This window comes from uncultured Nostoc sp. (assembly GCF_964247315.1).
Classification (GTDB): domain Bacteria; phylum Cyanobacteriota; class Cyanobacteriia; order Cyanobacteriales; family Nostocaceae; genus Nostoc.
Window position 1 is genome coordinate 1 of sequence record NZ_CAXTTT010000055.1, and the last position, 17,009, is coordinate 17,009.

Annotated in this window: 13 protein-coding genes; 2 read left to right on the forward strand and 11 right to left on the reverse strand. The window is 40.9% G+C overall.

The genetic code is table 11. The annotated features are described in order from the left end of the window. Positions 1 to 372 precede the first annotated feature (372 nt). The 3 genes from ACFE93_RS17455 to ACFE93_RS17465 form a co-directional block, all read right to left on the reverse strand. Positions 373 to 1,785 carry a right-handed parallel beta-helix repeat-containing protein gene (locus tag ACFE93_RS17455; RefSeq protein WP_375474586.1) on the reverse strand — a complete coding sequence of 471 codons (1,413 nt, stop codon included), beginning with the start codon at positions 1,783 to 1,785 and terminating at the stop codon, positions 373 to 375. 106 nt (positions 1,786 to 1,891) lie between these two features. Further along, positions 1,892 to 2,521: a precorrin-8X methylmutase gene (locus tag ACFE93_RS17460; protein WP_335194462.1), complete on the reverse strand. Its 630-nt coding sequence runs from the start codon at positions 2,519 to 2,521 to the stop codon at positions 1,892 to 1,894. A gap of 109 nt (positions 2,522 to 2,630) precedes the next feature. Next, complete coding sequence (locus tag ACFE93_RS17465) at positions 2,631 to 3,437, reverse strand: TPM domain-containing protein (RefSeq protein WP_375474589.1); 807 nt, start codon at positions 3,435 to 3,437, stop codon at positions 2,631 to 2,633. 357 nt (positions 3,438 to 3,794) lie between these two features. On the opposite strand from ACFE93_RS17465, the gene ACFE93_RS17470 reads away from it, so the two are divergent. Next, the gene (locus tag ACFE93_RS17470; protein ID WP_375474591.1) at positions 3,795 to 4,115 is read left to right on the forward strand and encodes a DUF2281 domain-containing protein; all 321 of its coding nucleotides are present in this window, start codon (positions 3,795 to 3,797) and stop codon (positions 4,113 to 4,115) included. A 154-nt stretch (positions 4,116 to 4,269) separates the two neighbouring features. On the opposite strand, the gene ACFE93_RS17475 is transcribed toward ACFE93_RS17470, so the two are convergent. From ACFE93_RS17475 to ACFE93_RS17485, 3 genes are all read right to left on the reverse strand, one after another. Further along, positions 4,270 to 4,809: a DUF948 domain-containing protein gene (locus ACFE93_RS17475; protein WP_375474625.1), complete on the reverse strand. Its 540-nt coding sequence runs from the start codon at positions 4,807 to 4,809 to the stop codon at positions 4,270 to 4,272. 23 nt (positions 4,810 to 4,832) lie between these two features. Continuing rightward, on the reverse strand, positions 4,833 to 5,171 hold the full coding sequence (locus tag ACFE93_RS17480) for a YtxH domain-containing protein (RefSeq protein ID WP_375474593.1): 339 nt from the start codon (positions 5,169 to 5,171) through the stop codon (positions 4,833 to 4,835). Positions 5,172 to 5,582: 411 nt separating this feature from the next. Then, entirely contained in the window at positions 5,583 to 5,918 is a 336-nt protein-coding gene (locus ACFE93_RS17485; protein WP_375474595.1) for a hypothetical protein, read from the reverse strand. Between the two features lie 862 nt (positions 5,919 to 6,780). On the opposite strand from ACFE93_RS17485, the gene ACFE93_RS17490 reads away from it, so the two are divergent. Beyond that, a complete protein-coding gene (locus tag ACFE93_RS17490; RefSeq protein WP_375474597.1) occupies positions 6,781 to 7,773 on the forward strand; it encodes a metal ABC transporter solute-binding protein, Zn/Mn family in 993 nt (330 codons plus the stop codon). Between the two features lie 150 nt (positions 7,774 to 7,923). On the opposite strand, the gene ACFE93_RS17495 is transcribed toward ACFE93_RS17490, so the two are convergent. The 5 genes from ACFE93_RS17495 to ACFE93_RS17515 form a co-directional block, all read right to left on the reverse strand. Then, positions 7,924 to 8,421 (reverse strand): DUF427 domain-containing protein, encoded by a 498-nt coding sequence (locus tag ACFE93_RS17495; protein WP_375474599.1) that lies wholly within the window; start codon positions 8,419 to 8,421, stop codon positions 7,924 to 7,926. Between the two features lie 111 nt (positions 8,422 to 8,532). After that, complete coding sequence (locus ACFE93_RS17500; RefSeq protein ID WP_375474601.1) at positions 8,533 to 10,116, reverse strand: HlyD family efflux transporter periplasmic adaptor subunit; 1,584 nt, start codon at positions 10,114 to 10,116, stop codon at positions 8,533 to 8,535. A gap of 87 nt (positions 10,117 to 10,203) precedes the next feature. Continuing rightward, the gene (locus ACFE93_RS17505) at positions 10,204 to 13,215 is read right to left on the reverse strand and encodes a peptidase domain-containing ABC transporter (RefSeq protein WP_375474603.1); all 3,012 of its coding nucleotides are present in this window, start codon (positions 13,213 to 13,215) and stop codon (positions 10,204 to 10,206) included. 815 nt (positions 13,216 to 14,030) lie between these two features. After that, the gene (locus tag ACFE93_RS17510) at positions 14,031 to 16,499 is read right to left on the reverse strand and encodes a DUF4347 domain-containing protein (RefSeq protein WP_375474605.1); all 2,469 of its coding nucleotides are present in this window, start codon (positions 16,497 to 16,499) and stop codon (positions 14,031 to 14,033) included. 272 nt (positions 16,500 to 16,771) lie between these two features. Then, positions 16,772 to 16,909, reverse strand: a complete 138-nt coding sequence (locus tag ACFE93_RS17515) for a hypothetical protein (RefSeq protein ID WP_375474607.1) — start codon at positions 16,907 to 16,909, stop codon at positions 16,772 to 16,774. Between the last annotated feature and the right edge of the window lie 100 nt (positions 16,910 to 17,009).

Here is a 17,009-nt window from a genome sequence, read left to right on the forward strand (position 1 = left end):
AAGTTTGCGCTCCAACAACCTCCAAAATTCAATGAACGACTGCCCGAATTCAATATAGGAACTTAGCAAATTTGCTTTGATTAAACACGTAAGCGATACCTACGGTAAGCTACGCTAACGCCATTGTCTGCCAGATAACTAGAATCAGCAAGCGATCGCTATTTGTTTCCTACCCTTCTCCTTCAAAGACGCTACGCGAACGGGAAACCACTTCGTGTCTATGCGCCCTACCCGCAGGGTAGCCGCTTTGCGTCTATGCGGTTTCTTCCTTATATAATTTGGCGCATATTTATATAAAATTGCTACAGGAGGTTCGAGGTTTCGGATTTAGGATAAATCTATCTCTCCTACCCGGAATTTCCTGTCTTGTTACTAACGAGAGCATCCCACTTTGATGAGTTTCCCTTGCAAACGATAAGTCACTGCTCCACAGGCAATACCTGCCGACTCAGATTCTACATAAGACCGTGTTGGTGGATTTTGTTTATCTAACCGCGATTTCCAATCGCCAGATATTTTTTCGAGAGTGGGATACTTGCTTAAAAATTGAGAGTCTGCAACAATATCGTGAGGCCCCTTAACATTTATTTTAGAACTATTAATGTAGATATTATAATCATAAATAACGTTTTTATTTTTAGTCTTATTATTAATATTTTTCCCAGGAAAAGCATAGAGAATGTTCCTGATAATTTTGACATCAGATGACGTATGAGCAAATATTTGTCCGCCATTAAGTTCTGGACTCTGATTATTTAAAACAGCTGTGTTATTTACAATATCAACATGCTCGCTTAAAAATGCATGAATACCCGATCCACCATTATTAAATGCAAGATTATTTTTAACTAAAGTATATCCTTTATATGCACCCAATTTTGAGTTATCTTGATTTCTTGTACTATCGATAATAATGCCATTACCATCTGTAATCTTTCCGACTGCAATCCAAGGGATGTACATACGATTGTTGTAGGTTTTGTTGTTAGTAACAAACATCTTGTATCCCCGCTTGTTGTCAGAATTCCAACTATTCAAAATCGAAATGCCACTGCAACCATAAACACTGTACCAGGCATTATCGAACACTTCGTTATTATCTATTGTCACGTAGTCTGATTCAATCGCGGAAATGCCTGCTCCTCCACACCCGTGTACCTTGTTATTGACAATATTTATATGATGACTACGACCATCTTTTCGGCCATCTACATTAATACAGTTTCCATTCGTTAGCGGGTTTTGTTTATTAGTTTTCTGACTGATTGCATAATCAAGGGTTATGTTGGCATTGTTTCCTATCACCTCCAACCCATTTATCTCAATATATGACGCTGCTTTGTGAATGAAAATTCCCTGCCATCCATTGTGTTGAATTTTCGGTCGATGTCTAGGATATGCTTTAAACTTAATCCATGCATTTGCTGTTCCAGAGCGAGTAATAGATACTACGTTCCCACCTGGTTTTGCATTCCTGTACACTCCGTTCATAATCAATACTGTATCGCCTGGGTTAGTCAGATTTGCTGCCTTTTGAATTGTTCTAAAGGCGGATGAACTAGAGAGTCCGCTATTTTTGTCATTTCCAATACCACTAACATAGTATGTTTTCGGAGTTGCCCTACTGCTGATTAGCTGATGGCTAGATAGGATAATTTGTTTGTTAGTGAATATCTGAGGAATGTTTTCAACTAAATATACTTTTATCCTTTCTCGCTCAACCAAAAGACCTAATACCACGGGAATTGCAAGATATGCGCTTAACCTGAAACCTCGAATTACCACAACAAAAGGCTCCTTTATAGGCACTACTTAACAAAAATATAATATCAGGATATGTCAGTCCTTTTAAATACTATTTGGCATCAAGGGTATGATAGAGCCGACTTTTCTAGCTCCCCCGATTTCTATCTTGTCCATAGGCTTGCCAAGCTAAGTCTACCAATCCATCAACGATCGCAGCTGCTACAACTGCATTACCTTTGCGACTCTCGATTGTAATGTGAGGCACTAGAGAGTCTTGTAAACGCTTCTTAGCTTCATCAATATTTACAAATCTCACTGGAGTTGCGATTATTAAAGCAGGTCTAATTTCCTCAGCTTCAATTAAATCCACGAGTGCAGTCAGTGCCGTTTGCGCTTGACCCACTACAAAAATACCCTCTGGATAACGCTTTGCTAACGTTTCTATTCCCCATGCTGCGCGAGTTTTTTCTTTTTGAGGGCGTGTTAGAGCTTCCATGCTGCAATACACTGGATTCGCAAAGGTGTTTTGAATGTCGTAGGCAATACCTACTTGTACCATCGGGACATCTACTACAATCGTGGTACGTGCGGCTAGCGCTGCTGCTCCAGCTTGCAAGGCACGCTCAGAAAAGCGAATCAAAGACTTATACTCAAAGTCAGCTGTGGCGTAGATTACCCGACGCACAATCTCATACTCTGCGGGTGAAAAGACATGATCGCCAATTTCACTATCAATGATTGCTAAACTTTGAGCATCAGTTACGTGCCATTCCATTTTTGTTGAGCTTCTCAAATATTAGCTTTCAGCTTATCAGCTTCAGAGAGTTTAGAGTTAGGAGTTAGAAGTTATGAGTTAATTAAACTACTCACTCCTAACTACTCACTCATAACTCATTACTAGAAGACCGACTGAAAATAGGAGATAGGTAGGCAACCAAAACGCCAATGAGAAACCCAGAGATATTGCGAACTAAAGGCAACCAGTCGCTTGTGCGTGTCACAACTGGCCCAATGCCGAAGGCAATAAACAATATTCCCCACAAAGGTGAGAAAATCAAAGCCCATTGCCAAGCAAAAACTTGTCCTTTTTCGCGGGGTTGAGCTGCAAATCCACAAATCACCCCACCAATAACTGAGGTAATCAAGGTGAGAATCCACTGCTCTCGTGGTAGTCCGGGGACAACATTACAACCCCCTTTGAGCAAACAGCCTTTAACCGATTCTAAGGCTTGCAGAATGGCTTGGTCTTCGCCTTCTTCTCGGACAAAGTACAAATTACCGAAACGGGTTTGCAGTTCTATCCAGAAAGTCCGCGGTAAAAGTTTATAAACAGCATCACCGACGCTAAAACTGAGGATGTTACCGCCACGAGAATCAGCAACGAGCAGAATGCTTTTGTCATCCAAACCCCAATATTTGATAACTGCCCTACCTGGGGTGCGGTCATACTGGGTTAAGACTCGCAATTTCCAGCCCGTGTCAGCTTCAAACTGCTCTAAATCTTTAACAAGCTTTTCTTCTTGCAGCACAGGCAGAGATTTAGCTAAATCTACAACTGGGGTAAAGGTGTCAGGCAGTAACTCAGGATTGTCATAAGCCAGTGCTGGGGGAGAATGCATGACCCAAATTGACCCAGCCAGGAAAAATATTGCAATAGATACTAGAATTCGTCGCCAAAAACAAGATTGCATGGACGTTTTTATACAAATATCAACGGTAAAAGCGAACAAGTTGTTTTAAAAGAGTACTAGAAAAATGATAGTTCTTTACACTTGTTTACTTTACTCTAATCTAGGGGATCAAAGCAAAAGGTTTTTGGGGTGTGTGGAAAATGTGTAAAGCAAAACGCGGATTTTGTCAACTACTTAAAATAGTCACAACATCCTTAATTAAAATGATAATCGTGTCTGGGGAGAGGGGAGGCTATAGACACTAGAATCATCCACCCTCTTTTTAATTATTATCGTCGAAGTTTTTAACAACTCAAAATTGACTAAGCCATAGCGGAGTTCCCCATACAATAAAAGGGGAATGATTAGAGGTGAGAGATGACTAACAAAGAATTATTAATCCAAGAAATAGAAACTTTACCGCCAGAGTTGCTAACAGAAGCACTCGATTTGATCCGTTCTATTAAGGTTAAATATACACAAAAGGAGTTAGAACCAGATACGCTTAAATTTATCCCTTTAAGGGATTCTACAGAAACTTCTACTGATAAAGAGCAACTTACATACCGTCCGGCTTCTGGACGCTCCATCCTTCGACACGCTGGCACTTGGGAAGATGACGACTTTGAAGAATGCCTTCAAGCAGTATATGCTACTCGTGGTCAAGCTAAATTTAATGACGAAAACCTATTTGAATAATGTATTTACTTGATACAAATCATTGTAGTGCCATTATTTTAGGCGATCCCAATATTGTCCGTCGCGTGAACGAAGTTGGAGAAAATAACATTGCTACTTGCGTAATTGTCCCTGCAACAAGAAAGATAAACAATGCTCTACGCCCTTTTTCTGCTCAATCTTCATCATCGAAATTGTTTTCCCAGCTAGTGGCATCGTTATAATCGTCATTAACGCGGTATACCTCTGCTTTGCTCCGACGATTTTCTTGCCTCAGCACTTCTCGTTCTCGCAACGTCAGTGGTGGTTTTTCATTACTTGGCAAGCGATCGCTCATCCGCCTTGCGGGTTTTTGGCGCGTGAAGTTTCTCCAAGCAGCTTTCGCGCCAATAAAGATGCTGCGTGTACCTACTTGCAGATTTTGAGCCTGAATTCTTGCAGTATCAATACTTTGGTCAACTTGTTTGGCGACTTGACTAGCACTTTTTACACCTTCGCTGACATCACCGGTTAAGTCAGTGATTTCTAAGCCCGTCACGCGGATAGCTTCTAAAGTGGGTGGTAACTCCCGTGAGAGGGTATCAAATAGCTTTTCTGCACTGCGAGCCGCGCGTGCTAACTCCTGCAAAGCCGGTATCGCCGCCACTAAAACCGCAGTTAAGCTTGTGGCGACTAAAAGTAAAGAAAGTCCCAACCAAAACAGGGGTTCAATCACGGTTGTATCATTTATGAGCGTTCTCATTGCTGGGCAAGTGAATCTGAATCTTCAACAGATGTTTGTCGCTTCAATACTTGGCTTTCTCGCTGACTGGCATCTATACCTGCTGCGATCGCTTCCCGTAATCTATCTAAAGTGTCATCCCAGTTTCGTAATGCGCTAGCAGAGAGACGATCTGCCTGAATTTGCACACTCATTGATAAATCTTCTGCCAATTCTGGGATAGCATTGGCAGATTTTTTCAAAATTTTACGCGTTTCGCGCCCTGTGCGTGGAGCTACGAGTAAACCGGTTAAAGCACCGATGGTAGCTCCTAGCATCAAACCGCCAAAAAATACTCCAGAACGTTTATTAGACATCTTGTTGTTTCTCTCCTTACAACCATTTTAGGTGGGTTTTCTCCCCTTGTAAGACTCAACTGATTTTATAGAGTTAATCTATGGTGACAAAATATCACCCAGAAATGTTGCTTTTATTAATTAATATCAAAACTATTAATTACTTATAATTCAAAACTCCCCGTATTACCCAAAGTTTTGATACCTCCAGTAAGCCTTCTGGCGGGCGTCTTTTTGTATTACATCTTGCTCCGGTTCCGTATCGGGTATTGCTAACTTGTTTAAGATTAGGTTATGGAAAGGGAAAGCGATGCCTGCGGCGGACTATGCCTACGCCACAAGCCAATACACCCTATGGGATCTTACTACGGACTTCTCTCTATGTACCACCGTCAGCCCTAATCATAAATGTTCATCTGAACCTGAAATAACTCATTTTGCAACTGTTCTTTTCCCAGATATTAACTCTAGCTTCAGAAAATAACGCTGCCAGATTTGCCGCCCTAGCAAAAGTAGACTGATAATTTGCCGCACTTGTTGAATTTGCATTTGTAGCGCTTGATTTCTCTGCCGTAAGTTATAAATATTCTGTTGGCTGAGATAAATATTTTCGGGTGCTTTATTCAGGGCTGCATTAGTACAACTTTCATAGGCGGTTAACCTATCTGCTATGTATGCTAGCTGCTGCTTAAGTTGCCACACCCGCCAAGCCGCATAGAGTAGTACCAGTGAAATTAGAGTGTTAATTATGACAACTAAAATTACCATTGTTTATCTTGACCAATATTAGCTTTGAGGAATTGTTATATATACTTGATTTGGCTCTTATTTAATGATGAAGAAACTAGAGGATAAAATTTATGGCACAAAGTACATCCTGAATTTTGGCAATAAAAAGTAGTTAGATGATGCTCTCAGCGCTATTGAAAGGTTTTACTAGGTGAAAATTAGTGTAACAAAGGCTGATGCCTAAAAAATCCCCAATTTGCCAATTTTGTAACAATGATATATCCACACCTCGCAAAACCACAGCTACAATTGCCTTAGATTCACGACTCGGTTTGCGAAATCAACCCGTATGCTCGATAAGCCCGATCGTTACTACCTGCCACTCCTTAACCCGATCATTCTAGTCAATTTGCGACCTTTGTGCGATGTAAGCACAATGGTATAGACCCTTCAACAGATGGTAAGAGAACTACACTACACTCCTTGGAAACTCCCCAGCATTACCTTTATTATTGTGCTCCTAGCTCTACCAGTTTTCCAGCCCGTCGTGTGCAGTTAACTAATATTTTGCCTATAAAAGAGAACGAACCGCAAAGGACGCAAAGAGCGCAAAGGGAGAAGGAAAGAAGAGAAATTGAAATTTGATTCACCTATCAGAATTAGTGGGAGAGACCAATAGTGGTTCACTAACCAAAAATTGCTAGGTGTGGACTGGGAAAACAGACAAGTGATAAAGGAGAAAGTCTATTAATTCCTCTTCCCTTAACCTTTACCTTTTTGTTTGCCGAAGGCTTCCCCGTCAGCCCTTAACCTCTTCCCTGCTGAAGACCTTCCCCTAGTATTTTACTAATACTTTACCAATAATGATTATCTTTTTTTATACATCCAGTAGGAGTTGAGGATGTCAAAAAAATCACCATTGAATAATTTCTTCCCAGTTATTTTTGCTGCCTTGACGATTGGATTTGTTGGGTGTGTAAATCAAGCTGTAAGAACTACATTCACTCAGACTAACACCCAGGTAAATGAGAATCTTCCTCAAGTTGTCGCGACTACAAGCGTACTGTGTGACTTAACCAAGCAGGTTGCCGGAAATACAGTTAACCTCACCTGCTTAATTTCCCCTACTGCCGACCCGCAATTTTATAAACCAAAACCGGAAGATCGTAAAGCCATTGAGCAAGCTAATCTTATTCTTTATAATGGTTATAATTTGGAACCAAATCTGATCAAGTTAATTAAAGCGACTAAAAACCGTGCACCGAAAATAGCTGTCGGTCAACTGGCAGTACTGAAGCCACAAAAATTTCAGGCAGGTGGTAAGAATGTAAGCGATCCTCATCTTTGGCACAATACCAAAAATACTATCAGAATGGTGAAGGTAATTAATAGTAATTTGATAAAAATACAATCTAGTGATGCAGAGGTTTATACTAGTAATACCAAAAGAATTACAAATGGACTCACTCAACTAGATAGCTGGATTAAGTCAAGAATTGCCAGCATTCCTACTAAAGAACGGAAGTTAGTTACAACCTCTGATGCACTGAATTATTATGCCAAAGCATACGGTATTTCATTGGCAGGAGGATTGCAAAGTATTAGTACTAACGAAAAGCTGACAGCCGAACGAGTGAAAAATTTGGCTACAAATATTAAACGGGCTAAAGTGTCAACAATTTTTGCAGAAGTGGAAAATAATCCTAATTTGATTCAATCTCTAGCTACAGAAGCTGAAGTGAACATTTCTGACAGAAAGCTGTATGCTGAGGGACTTGGCGAACCAGGAAGTGAGGCGGATACTTATCAGAAAATGATGATTGCCAATACACGCACAATTGTAGAAGGACTAGGAGGGACGTATTTGATGTTTGAAGCGAAAGCTTCTAGATAGCTATAACATCAATTTAGTAATCCTAAAAACTCCGTTTATTTAGTAGTAGGTTGAATTGAGCAGCAAAACCCAACATTTAATTCTTATTCATGTTGGGTTTCACTGCCATATCCTTAGGGGAAAGCAAGCTAGAACCCAAGTTACATTGACTCACCATCCCCAAGTACCAGGAGCGCCTTTAAATGGCCCAACAATATCACTAGTTACCCAACCGCCGTAGAAGTTACCTGGTTGTGGTTGCACTTCTTCGCCATTAACGTAGCATTTATCCATTAAATGAGCATAAAAAGCTACATAGTCCTTGATAAATTCAAAGGCTGGTGTGGGCTTGGGGTAAAACCAAGCAGCATTATGGACTTCTTTATCACCAACTCGAATTGTGTAGTAACCAGCACTTCCCTTCCACTCACAAAAGCTAGATTGCGGAGTCATCTGTAGATATTCCATTTTGATATCCTTTGGGGGAATGTAGTAAGAAGGAGGATGACTGGTTTCTAAAACACGTTTGGCGCTATGAGTATTTACAATTACGACTCCGTTAAAGATTATTTGGATATGTTTGATTGTATCCTCTAAAAGAGGAGGACGCGGGTAATCCCAAACTGATTCTTGTCCGGGAGCGGGTTCGATGCGTTGAAAATTAACCATTATCAAGAGTGCTGCGTGCTAAGTGCGAGAGATAAAAAATACTCAGTACAAATGTATTTGGTGAAGGAGCAACTTCCTTAGAGCCACTGCAATCTTTTAACTCAACTCTCTTCATCGTACCTGTTTAAGAGCATCAACTTGCTTGGTAAACAACTCAGTGAATAAACTAAGCACAGTCCGTTCTTCACGCACTTTTATATTGGCACTGATGGACATACCTGATTGCAAGTTAACTTTTTTACCCTTAATCACGAGGGATTGCTTATCTAATGAGACTTTTGCCGGAAATCTGTAAAATTGATGGGTTTGGTCTGGCGGTAATGCGTCTGAACCTATCCCAGTCACTTCTCCCTTGATATCGCCAAACTCGCTGTAAGGAAAGGAATCAATTCTGACATCTACCTTCATACCTTTTCGCACAAACCCAATATCTTTGTTAGTGATGAAAACTTCAGCGATATAGTTTTCATTGGGGACAATTTGCAACAGTTTTGTAGTTGGAGTTGCGACAAATCCAGGATTTTTTGCTTGCAAATCAAAAACTGTTCCAGCTACAGGTGCGCGTAGTTCTTGATATTTAACGTTTAACTGTGATTGAGATATTTTACTATTGACATCTGCCAAACGCTGCTCGTTATCCAACACAACTTTCATGAATTGGCTATCGATTGTGGCAATCTGCTGTTTATTCTGAGCTATCTTATCCAAAATGTTTTTATCAGAAACAGCAACCGTATTGCTTAACTCTTGTTGTCCTTTTTCTATATCAAACTGGAGGCGTTTCAGTTCCTCACCTAGTTGCGCTACTTCCGCTGTGCGGTTTTGAACTTCTTGTTTCTGGTTGAGATATTGAAGTTGAGAAATACCACCTTCTTCTGCTAATACCTTCAGTTTATTTAAAATCCCTTGTTGAATAGCTAAACTTGCTTTACTATCTTCTAGTTTAATTTGATTTTGAGTAAATTGTTTTTTGGTTTTTTCTACTTCTAATCGTGCTGATGAGGAGCGAGAGTCTAATTCTTGTTTGGCCACTCGTAGAAGTTGTTGTTCATCAATTCCTACTCCCGAATCTTGACCAGAATTCTTTAATTGAGTGCGGAATAATTCATTTTCTGCTACTAATGCTACCCGACTTTTTAGTAAAAAAGCAGTTTCTTGTGGCAAATTACCACGCAAATATAACAGTTCAGATCCAGTAGCCATACTTGCACCCATCAATCGGCGATAAATCTGATTTTCTTTCATTAATGCAAGGCGAATTTTAATCAAAGAATTTAATTCGGCAACAGAGGCTATGGAATCAAAAGTTAGCAGTAAATCACCTGGCTTCACTTCTTGGCCATCTTTTACATTAACTGTTTTCACCACTCCACTAACAGGAGCCTGAACTTCTTTGACTGTTCCTTGGGGTTTTAATTGCCCTGTTGCTGGCACTACTTGCTCAATTTTTGCAAAATAAGTCCAAGCAATTCCAAAGCTGGCTAGCCCCACTAGTGTAATCATGATTGTACGCGACCAAATTGGAGATTGGCGCAAGACAATGGATTGCTCAAATTCCTGAGTGTTTGAGTTAGTTAAAGACTCTTGAGCAGCTTTGTGTTGTTTTGTCAGTACCTGTGAATCGTGCTTCACTCCATTTTTGTGATTGCCATTTTTATGATTGCCGTTGAGATGATTCCCATTAAGTTGAGTCATAACGATTTTGGATTTTGGATTTTGACTTTTTTGTAAGGTGGGCAATGTTTCCCGATGCCAAAAACCTTTGCCCTCAAGAATGACTAATTACAAGTTTACATCTTGTTGCTGATAGAGGTAATAATAATGACCCTTAGTAGCCATTAATTCTTGATGGCTACCTTGCTCTATAACCCTGCTATTATCCATTACAACAATCATGTCTGCATTACTTACAGTGTTTAGTCGGTGGGTAATAAAAAATACTGTATCACCCTTGAATGCTTTAGCTAAGTTGAGACCTATTTGCCGTTCTGTGGGATAATCTAATGCGCTAGTTGCTTCATCTAAAACTAATAATTTTGGTCGTTGTAAAACAGAACGAGCGATCGCAATTCTTTGTCGTTGTCCACCTGAAAGTGCAGAACCCCGTTCTCCTACCCGCGTGTTGTAACCGTTAGGTAAGTTCATGATAAACTCGTGGGCGCACGCAACCTGAGCCGCTTCGATAATTTCTTCGGTTGTGGCATCAGGATTGGTTAGGGCAATATTTTCCTGAACGCTGCCGTCAAACAATAATGTTTCTTGGGGAACTACGCCAATTTGTCGTCGGAGTGAATAAAGTTCGACTTTGGCGATATCATAACCATCAATCAAAATTCTGCCAGACTCAGTTTCGTAAAGTCTCAACAGTAATTTCATCATCGTACTTTTACCAGACCCACTTTGCCCGACGATGCCGATAAATTGACCTGGCGCAAATTCGAGGTTGACATTAGAAAGTTGCAAAGGGCCACTTGTGCCAAAGCGGAAGGAAACATTTTCATATTTCACTGCTCCCTTAATCGTAGGTAAGGGTATATTGTAGCGGTCTGTTTCTCCTTCTTGTGGGGTATCGACAATATCGCTCAAACGCTCTAGGGACAAGGCTGTTTCTTGGAAGCTTTGCCAGAGTTGAGCTAAACGTAATATTGGGCTGGTGACGTAACCCGATATAATCCTAAAAGCAATTAATTCACCTAAAGTTAATTGTTGTTGCAGTACTAAATAAGCTCCTACCCACAAAACTAGTAAGCTGCTGAGTTTGTTGAGAAAGTTGCTGGTAGAGTTAGCGAGGGTAGAAGTCACAACTGTTTTAAAGCCAGCGGCGACAAATCGGGCGTAACGCTCTTGCCAAGAAAAGCGCGATCGCAGTTCGATATTTTGCGCTTTTACTGTTTGAATGCCTGACATCACCTCCACTAAATAAGATTGAGTTTCGGCGTTGCGTTCGGCTTTGGCACGTAACTGTCTGCTAATAGTGGGAGAAGCAATTAAGGTGATCACAACAAACACGGGGATTGTGCTTAAGCCGACTAAGGTGAGTTGCCAACTGTAAATCAGCATCACACCGATATAAACCACCGAGAATAGAGCATCCAACCCCACTGTTAAGGCAGTACCCGTGAGGAATTGGCGAATATTTTCTAATTCGTTGATGCGAGTGGAAAGTTCACCCACCGGTCGGCGTTCAAAATAGCGCAGTGGTAGACGTAGTAAATGGTCAATAATTTGCGACCCTAAACCCATATCGATCCGATTAGTGGTATCGACAAATAAGTAGGTTCGTAAGGTAGTTAGTACTGCTTCAAATAGCCCAACTACTAATAGCAAAACCCCTAAAATATGTAGTGTACCAATACTATTTTGAGTGATAACTTTGTCGATAATTAACTGAACGACTAGGGGATTTGCCAACGCTGCCAACTGCACGAAAAAGGAAGCGATAAAGACCTCTATCAGGACTCGACGGTGGCGTGACAAATAGGGTATAAACCACCGCAAACTAAAACGCTCTTGCGGCGTTTGATTGGTAGCAGTGAGCAGTAATACCCTAACTTGGGGCGGAAAGTTGGTTGGATCGACATCTAATTGTTCAACCAGTTGAGCGGGTTTGCAACGCACAATTCCTTTGGATGGGACACCTACAACTACAGTATTTGCATTTACTTCGTATAAAACGGCAAAATTATCGCCATAACGAATCAGCGCCGGTGTCGGAATGCGCGTCACTGAGGCGACTGGTAACTCTATTAACTGCGCTTTAAGTCCAATTAATTCTGCCAAGTAAGCAGTAACTTGAAACGATATAGTCCCCTGACGTTTGATTTGCTCAGTTAAGATGCGGCGAACCACCTCTCGACGAAACGGCATTTCTAGATGCTTCGCGATCATTTGGAAGCAGGCGAAGGCTGTATTTAGTTCTCCCTTACCGCCAAAAAATGGGTATTTTTGTTTTGACGAATTCTTTGAAGTTTGGGGGGCTGTCTGTGGAACTATTTCGTCTGATGCGTAGGGAATAATATCTAAGTCATCACCGCTATCTCTATCTACTCTGGTTTCAGTTACCGCAAGTTCTATCTGATGACTATCTTCTAAGATCAAATCTGACGGATGTATACCAAGCAAGCGTGCGGGATTTTGACCGATGACCTGGATCTTGTCTCTGTCATCGTCTGATTCTAGGCGATCGCTAGGTGAGAAATTCGCGACTGTACCACCGCCACTCATAAACCAAACGCTTTTACTATCCAGTTGGTTGAATGAAGTTTTTCCTAAAGGGAGATAATGTATTTTTGCCTGGGGTAAGGCTTTTTCTGCCAGTTCTCTGAGATTTAAGGTAGCGATCGCTTGCTTTTGCCAATAGGAACTGAGAATATCGAAAACTTCTACCAAATAACTGCGGTTCTTACGAGCTTCGGCAAAAGCTGGGTATGAAGCCAGAAAGCTAAAATATGCTGATGCACTCAAGGTTAAACATACTACTTCGGTGGAAGCGATCGCTGTTTCACAGGCGACATCGCGCAACAAACCGATTTCGCCGATAATTTCCCCAGGTTGCAGTAATTTTAGGGTGATTGGCATTTGCGTCTGGGGATCGTATCCCAACAGGCGCACTTGTCCTTCATAAATGATGGTGATGCGTTCCGGGAGACTTTCTTTACCGATGATTTTCTGTCCTATGCGATAGCGCCAGGCTTGCAGTTGTTCTGATAGATTCGCGATCGCCCCATCTGGCAACTGCTCAAACCCCTCTAGGGCGGTGAGAAATTCGGGAAAAGTGTTCTTAATATAAGTCATATAAAACAAGTAAAAGTGAGGAATTAAGTCGAAAATATTAAGGGCTATCTCTTTTACTAACAGTGCCAGTGTTTGGTTTTATGCCAGCAGTGACAATACTTTTCTGGAATTCAGGTGTTTAAATGTGTAAAAGCACAGAGGGAAGGTTCGTCTAATTGCAGACCTATATTTATATCACACGGTTACGATCGTTATGCGTTTTTCAAAACCAAGCATAGTATAAATAGATTGAATACAAGTTATCACTTGGTTAACGCCACATGATTTACACAAAATTAAAATCAATATTTAGCATTGCAAGTATGCAAGATGGATACTAATGATCAAACCAAGACACATAAACGCGGTTGTTAAATTTAGTATTGCATATTTTAATTTATGACAATCAACATGAAAATATCATAGATGCCTTTCTAAGTAAATACCCTAATAAAAAATTATGTAATAAAAAAAACTTTAAATTTCTGAATTATTTTTTACAAATTCTCGAATATAGAGATTGACAATATCACTAATGGCGAAAGACAGGAGCTTTCCTCGTTAAACATCACCTGTACCTAACTATGAAAGAATTCTCCATCACTTTTTTGCTAGCTTAATTTAATAAAAATTAACTGGAAAAGTAAAGGTGAAGATTTTTTGTCACCTTAGAGGAATCAACTATTAAATTTATGAAGAAAAGACAATAACTGCCTTCAGTAAATTTACTAATTTAATTAATAGCGAGTCCATTTAATCACCATGCATAAAATAACCTCATGCCGCAACCGGGATGAGGTTGTTTAATTTTTCTAAGTAATTACTCGTCTTTGATACTAGGCAAGATTGGTACTCAAATTTACCTGCACAATCATATCGTTGTAATCTTTGTCACCACCATTTGCTAAATCTTCAAAACCAAAGGTGTTATTTCCCAACAGCCGAATGTGATCTACCTTATCTGAATTAGCACCCAAAAATGTAAAGTAAACATTTTTATTGGCGTTGCTATTCAGAATCGCATCAGGTGTGCCATCCACAATAATAAATGGTGCAAATAAAGAATTTGGATCGAAAGTGCCAGTGTAATTTGCAGTGCCTTGGTTGCCTACCGCCAAATCAATGCCTGCAACACGCCCACGCACAGCAGCTTCGGCGTAACCAGCCTGGCCAACGAGAATATCTGCTGTGCCATCACCGTTGGTGTCAATACCACCATTTTCATCAGCCACCTGATAGAAGCCGACAAAGTTATTGTACGATGCCTCTCTGTTGACTGCAAACTCAGCTGTTAGTGATTGTGTCACACTCCGTAAATCAATCAGTTCGCCTTGATATTTGCCTTGCAGTCCAGTACCTAAAGATACCTCTTGATTGGTTGGCTGAATATTTACTACCAAATTCTGAAAATTAAGAGAAAACCCTTCATCTTCTATGTTGTTATTTGTACCTGAGGAAAAAAGCACACTTGATAAGGGGGTTTTTCCAGACTGTACATCCTGAGTAGTACTATTGGATACCAGATAAAATTTGAGTTTGGTATCAGAGTCGAATTCTAAAATGTTTTTCAGGTCGGCAGGATTAAAACCATTAGGCAGATTGGCAAGAGCAGAGAAAACCACCTTTGAACGCAAAAGAGCCGCTTGCGTATAGCCTTCTGCACCAGGGGCTATGCCGTTAATCGTACCTTGTTCATCGTCAACAGTAAATACACTTAGTTCATTCACCTCTTCAGAGGTGTTGTTTTGAATCTTGACTGAGAGTTTTCCTTTATCACCTTCAATGTTTAGCTTAGTTTTGACATTAAAGATATCGCCTGTAATTTGTGTGACTACAGCAGTATTGTCAGCAACCGCAAGTTTAAACACATCACTGGCTTGCTCTCCAGCAACATCCTTAGCTGTGACTTTGATATTCAAACCACCTACGTCCTCATTCTCAGGAGTACCACTGAAGGTAAAGGTAGTAGGATTGAAGTTCAACCAAGTGGGTAGTAAGTCATCATTTTCCAGAGTTGCAGTGTAGGTGAGGATGTCTCCAACATCCGCATCACTAAAGGTGTCAGCTGGGACAGTGAAGTTGAAAAGTGTGTCTTCAGTAACTTGTTGGTCTGCAATTTCTTTTACCAAGACTGGAGGATCGTTGACATTATTAATCGTGATTTTAAACACATCACTGGTTTGCTCTCCAGCAACATCCTGAGCGGTAACTTTGATGTTTATACTCCCTACGTCCCCATTCTCTGGAGTACCACTGAAAGTCTTGGTAGCAGTATTGAACTTCAACCCATTCGGCAGAGGCTTATCGTCGTCCAGAGTTGCAGTGTAGGTGAGGCTATCTTCGACATCTGGATCAGTGAAAGTGCCATCTGGTACAGTGAAACTGAAGAGAATACCTTGAGTGGCTTGTTGGTCTGCGATCGCCTTGGACAAGACTGGAGGAGTATCAACAGTGAGTTTAAACACATCACTGGCTGTTTCTCCACCAACATCCTTAGCGGTAACTTTGATGTTTAGACTACCTACGTCCCCATTATCGGGAGTACCACTGAAAGTCTTGGTAGCAGCATTGAACTTCAACCCATTCGGCAAAGGCGTATCGTTGTCCAGAGTTGCAGTGTAGGTAAGGCTATCTCCGACATCTGGATCAGTGAAAGTGGCATCTGGTACAGTGAAGCTGAAGAGAATACCTGGGGTGGCTTTTTGGTCTACGATCGCCTTGGACAAGAGTGGAGCAGTTAGTACTGAAGCGTAGGCTGCCATTACTTTTGGCTGAAACGCCAGAGCAGGAACAATTGCCCCCGTAGAAACTTCCAGTTCCCAGTCACCACCTAATGCAGTACTCCCCGTTAAGTCATTAGATGCCGCTACTACTGCACCTGTCAATTCACTCAGGCGCTGTACAAATGCTTTACCTTGCTCTGTTTTCCCGACTTCGCAACCATACAACAGCAGTTGTGCATCTGCACTCAAAACATTTGCCCAGTCCATGAGTTGCCGAGCATAATGGTTGAGGGTTTCGTAGCTGAGTTGACTATTCCCCAGGTAGACTTGCCCTGGTGCGCCATGAGAAACAATGTGTAGGCTGTTGATTTCCCGATGAGTTGCCAGCACTTGGCTAATTTGTTCAATGCCATTCTGGTCAGGGTCTAAGACTACAACAGAGGTGTTCGGCAATACACCTGCTACCAGACTTTGGTAGTTCTCAACCTGTGGGTCTATGAAAACTAAGTGAGTAGCAGGTATTTGCTCATACAAGTCTTGAGTTGGCTCTTTTGCGATCGCGATCGGGATGGTGTCTGACATAATTACTCTTATTAATTAATAGTTTTTTGGTTACACCCGTTACGTGTTATATCCTGTAAATCACGTAGAAGCAGGATTTTTTTTGGCATAGTAAAGGAATCAATTATTAAACTTATATAAAAGGCAAATAGTTAACTCCAGTAAATTTACTGCCTAAACCTGCGGATCAATATTACCATTGCCATCGAAAATAACATCAGCTCTGCCATCAATAACAATAAATAGTGCAAACAGGGAATCAGCTTTGAAAGTCGCGGTGTAAAATGCTTTCCTTATTCACCGTCAAAAAATGCCTGTAACACGCCTACACACTGGTTTAGGACTGATGCAAAGGCTTTATTGGCGATCGCATTTACACATCTATACAAGCCGCTAGTTAAAGTTATTACCCGTGCATAAAACAACCCCATCCCGGAAGCGAGATGAGGTTAGAAAGCTATCACTAAAACAGAATTCAGAAATAACTTTGATCGTCTACTTAAATTTTGAGAGTCACAAGCAAAACAGGCT

Coding starts and splice junctions, on each gene's coding strand:
- ACFE93_RS17515 (WP_375474607.1), bottom strand. CDS start 16,909: ATGGGGTTGTTTTATGCACGGGTAATAACTTTAACTAGCGGCTTGTAT.
- ACFE93_RS17470 (WP_375474591.1), top strand. CDS start 3,795: ATGACTAACAAAGAATTATTAATCCAAGAAATAGAAACTTTACCGCCA.
- ACFE93_RS17485 (WP_375474595.1), bottom strand. CDS start 5,918: ATGGTAATTTTAGTTGTCATAATTAACACTCTAATTTCACTGGTACTA.
- ACFE93_RS17510 (WP_375474605.1), bottom strand. CDS start 16,499: ATGTCAGACACCATCCCGATCGCGATCGCAAAAGAGCCAACTCAAGAC.
- ACFE93_RS17505 (WP_375474603.1), bottom strand. CDS start 13,215: ATGACTTATATTAAGAACACTTTTCCCGAATTTCTCACCGCCCTAGAG.
- ACFE93_RS17500 (WP_375474601.1), bottom strand. CDS start 10,116: ATGACTCAACTTAATGGGAATCATCTCAACGGCAATCATAAAAATGGC.
- ACFE93_RS17495 (WP_375474599.1), bottom strand. CDS start 8,421: ATGGTTAATTTTCAACGCATCGAACCCGCTCCCGGACAAGAATCAGTT.
- ACFE93_RS17480 (WP_375474593.1), bottom strand. CDS start 5,171: ATGTCTAATAAACGTTCTGGAGTATTTTTTGGCGGTTTGATGCTAGGA.
- ACFE93_RS17490 (WP_375474597.1), top strand. CDS start 6,781: ATGTCAAAAAAATCACCATTGAATAATTTCTTCCCAGTTATTTTTGCT.
- ACFE93_RS17460 (WP_335194462.1), bottom strand. CDS start 2,521: ATGGAATGGCACGTAACTGATGCTCAAAGTTTAGCAATCATTGATAGT.
- ACFE93_RS17465 (WP_375474589.1), bottom strand. CDS start 3,437: ATGCAATCTTGTTTTTGGCGACGAATTCTAGTATCTATTGCAATATTT.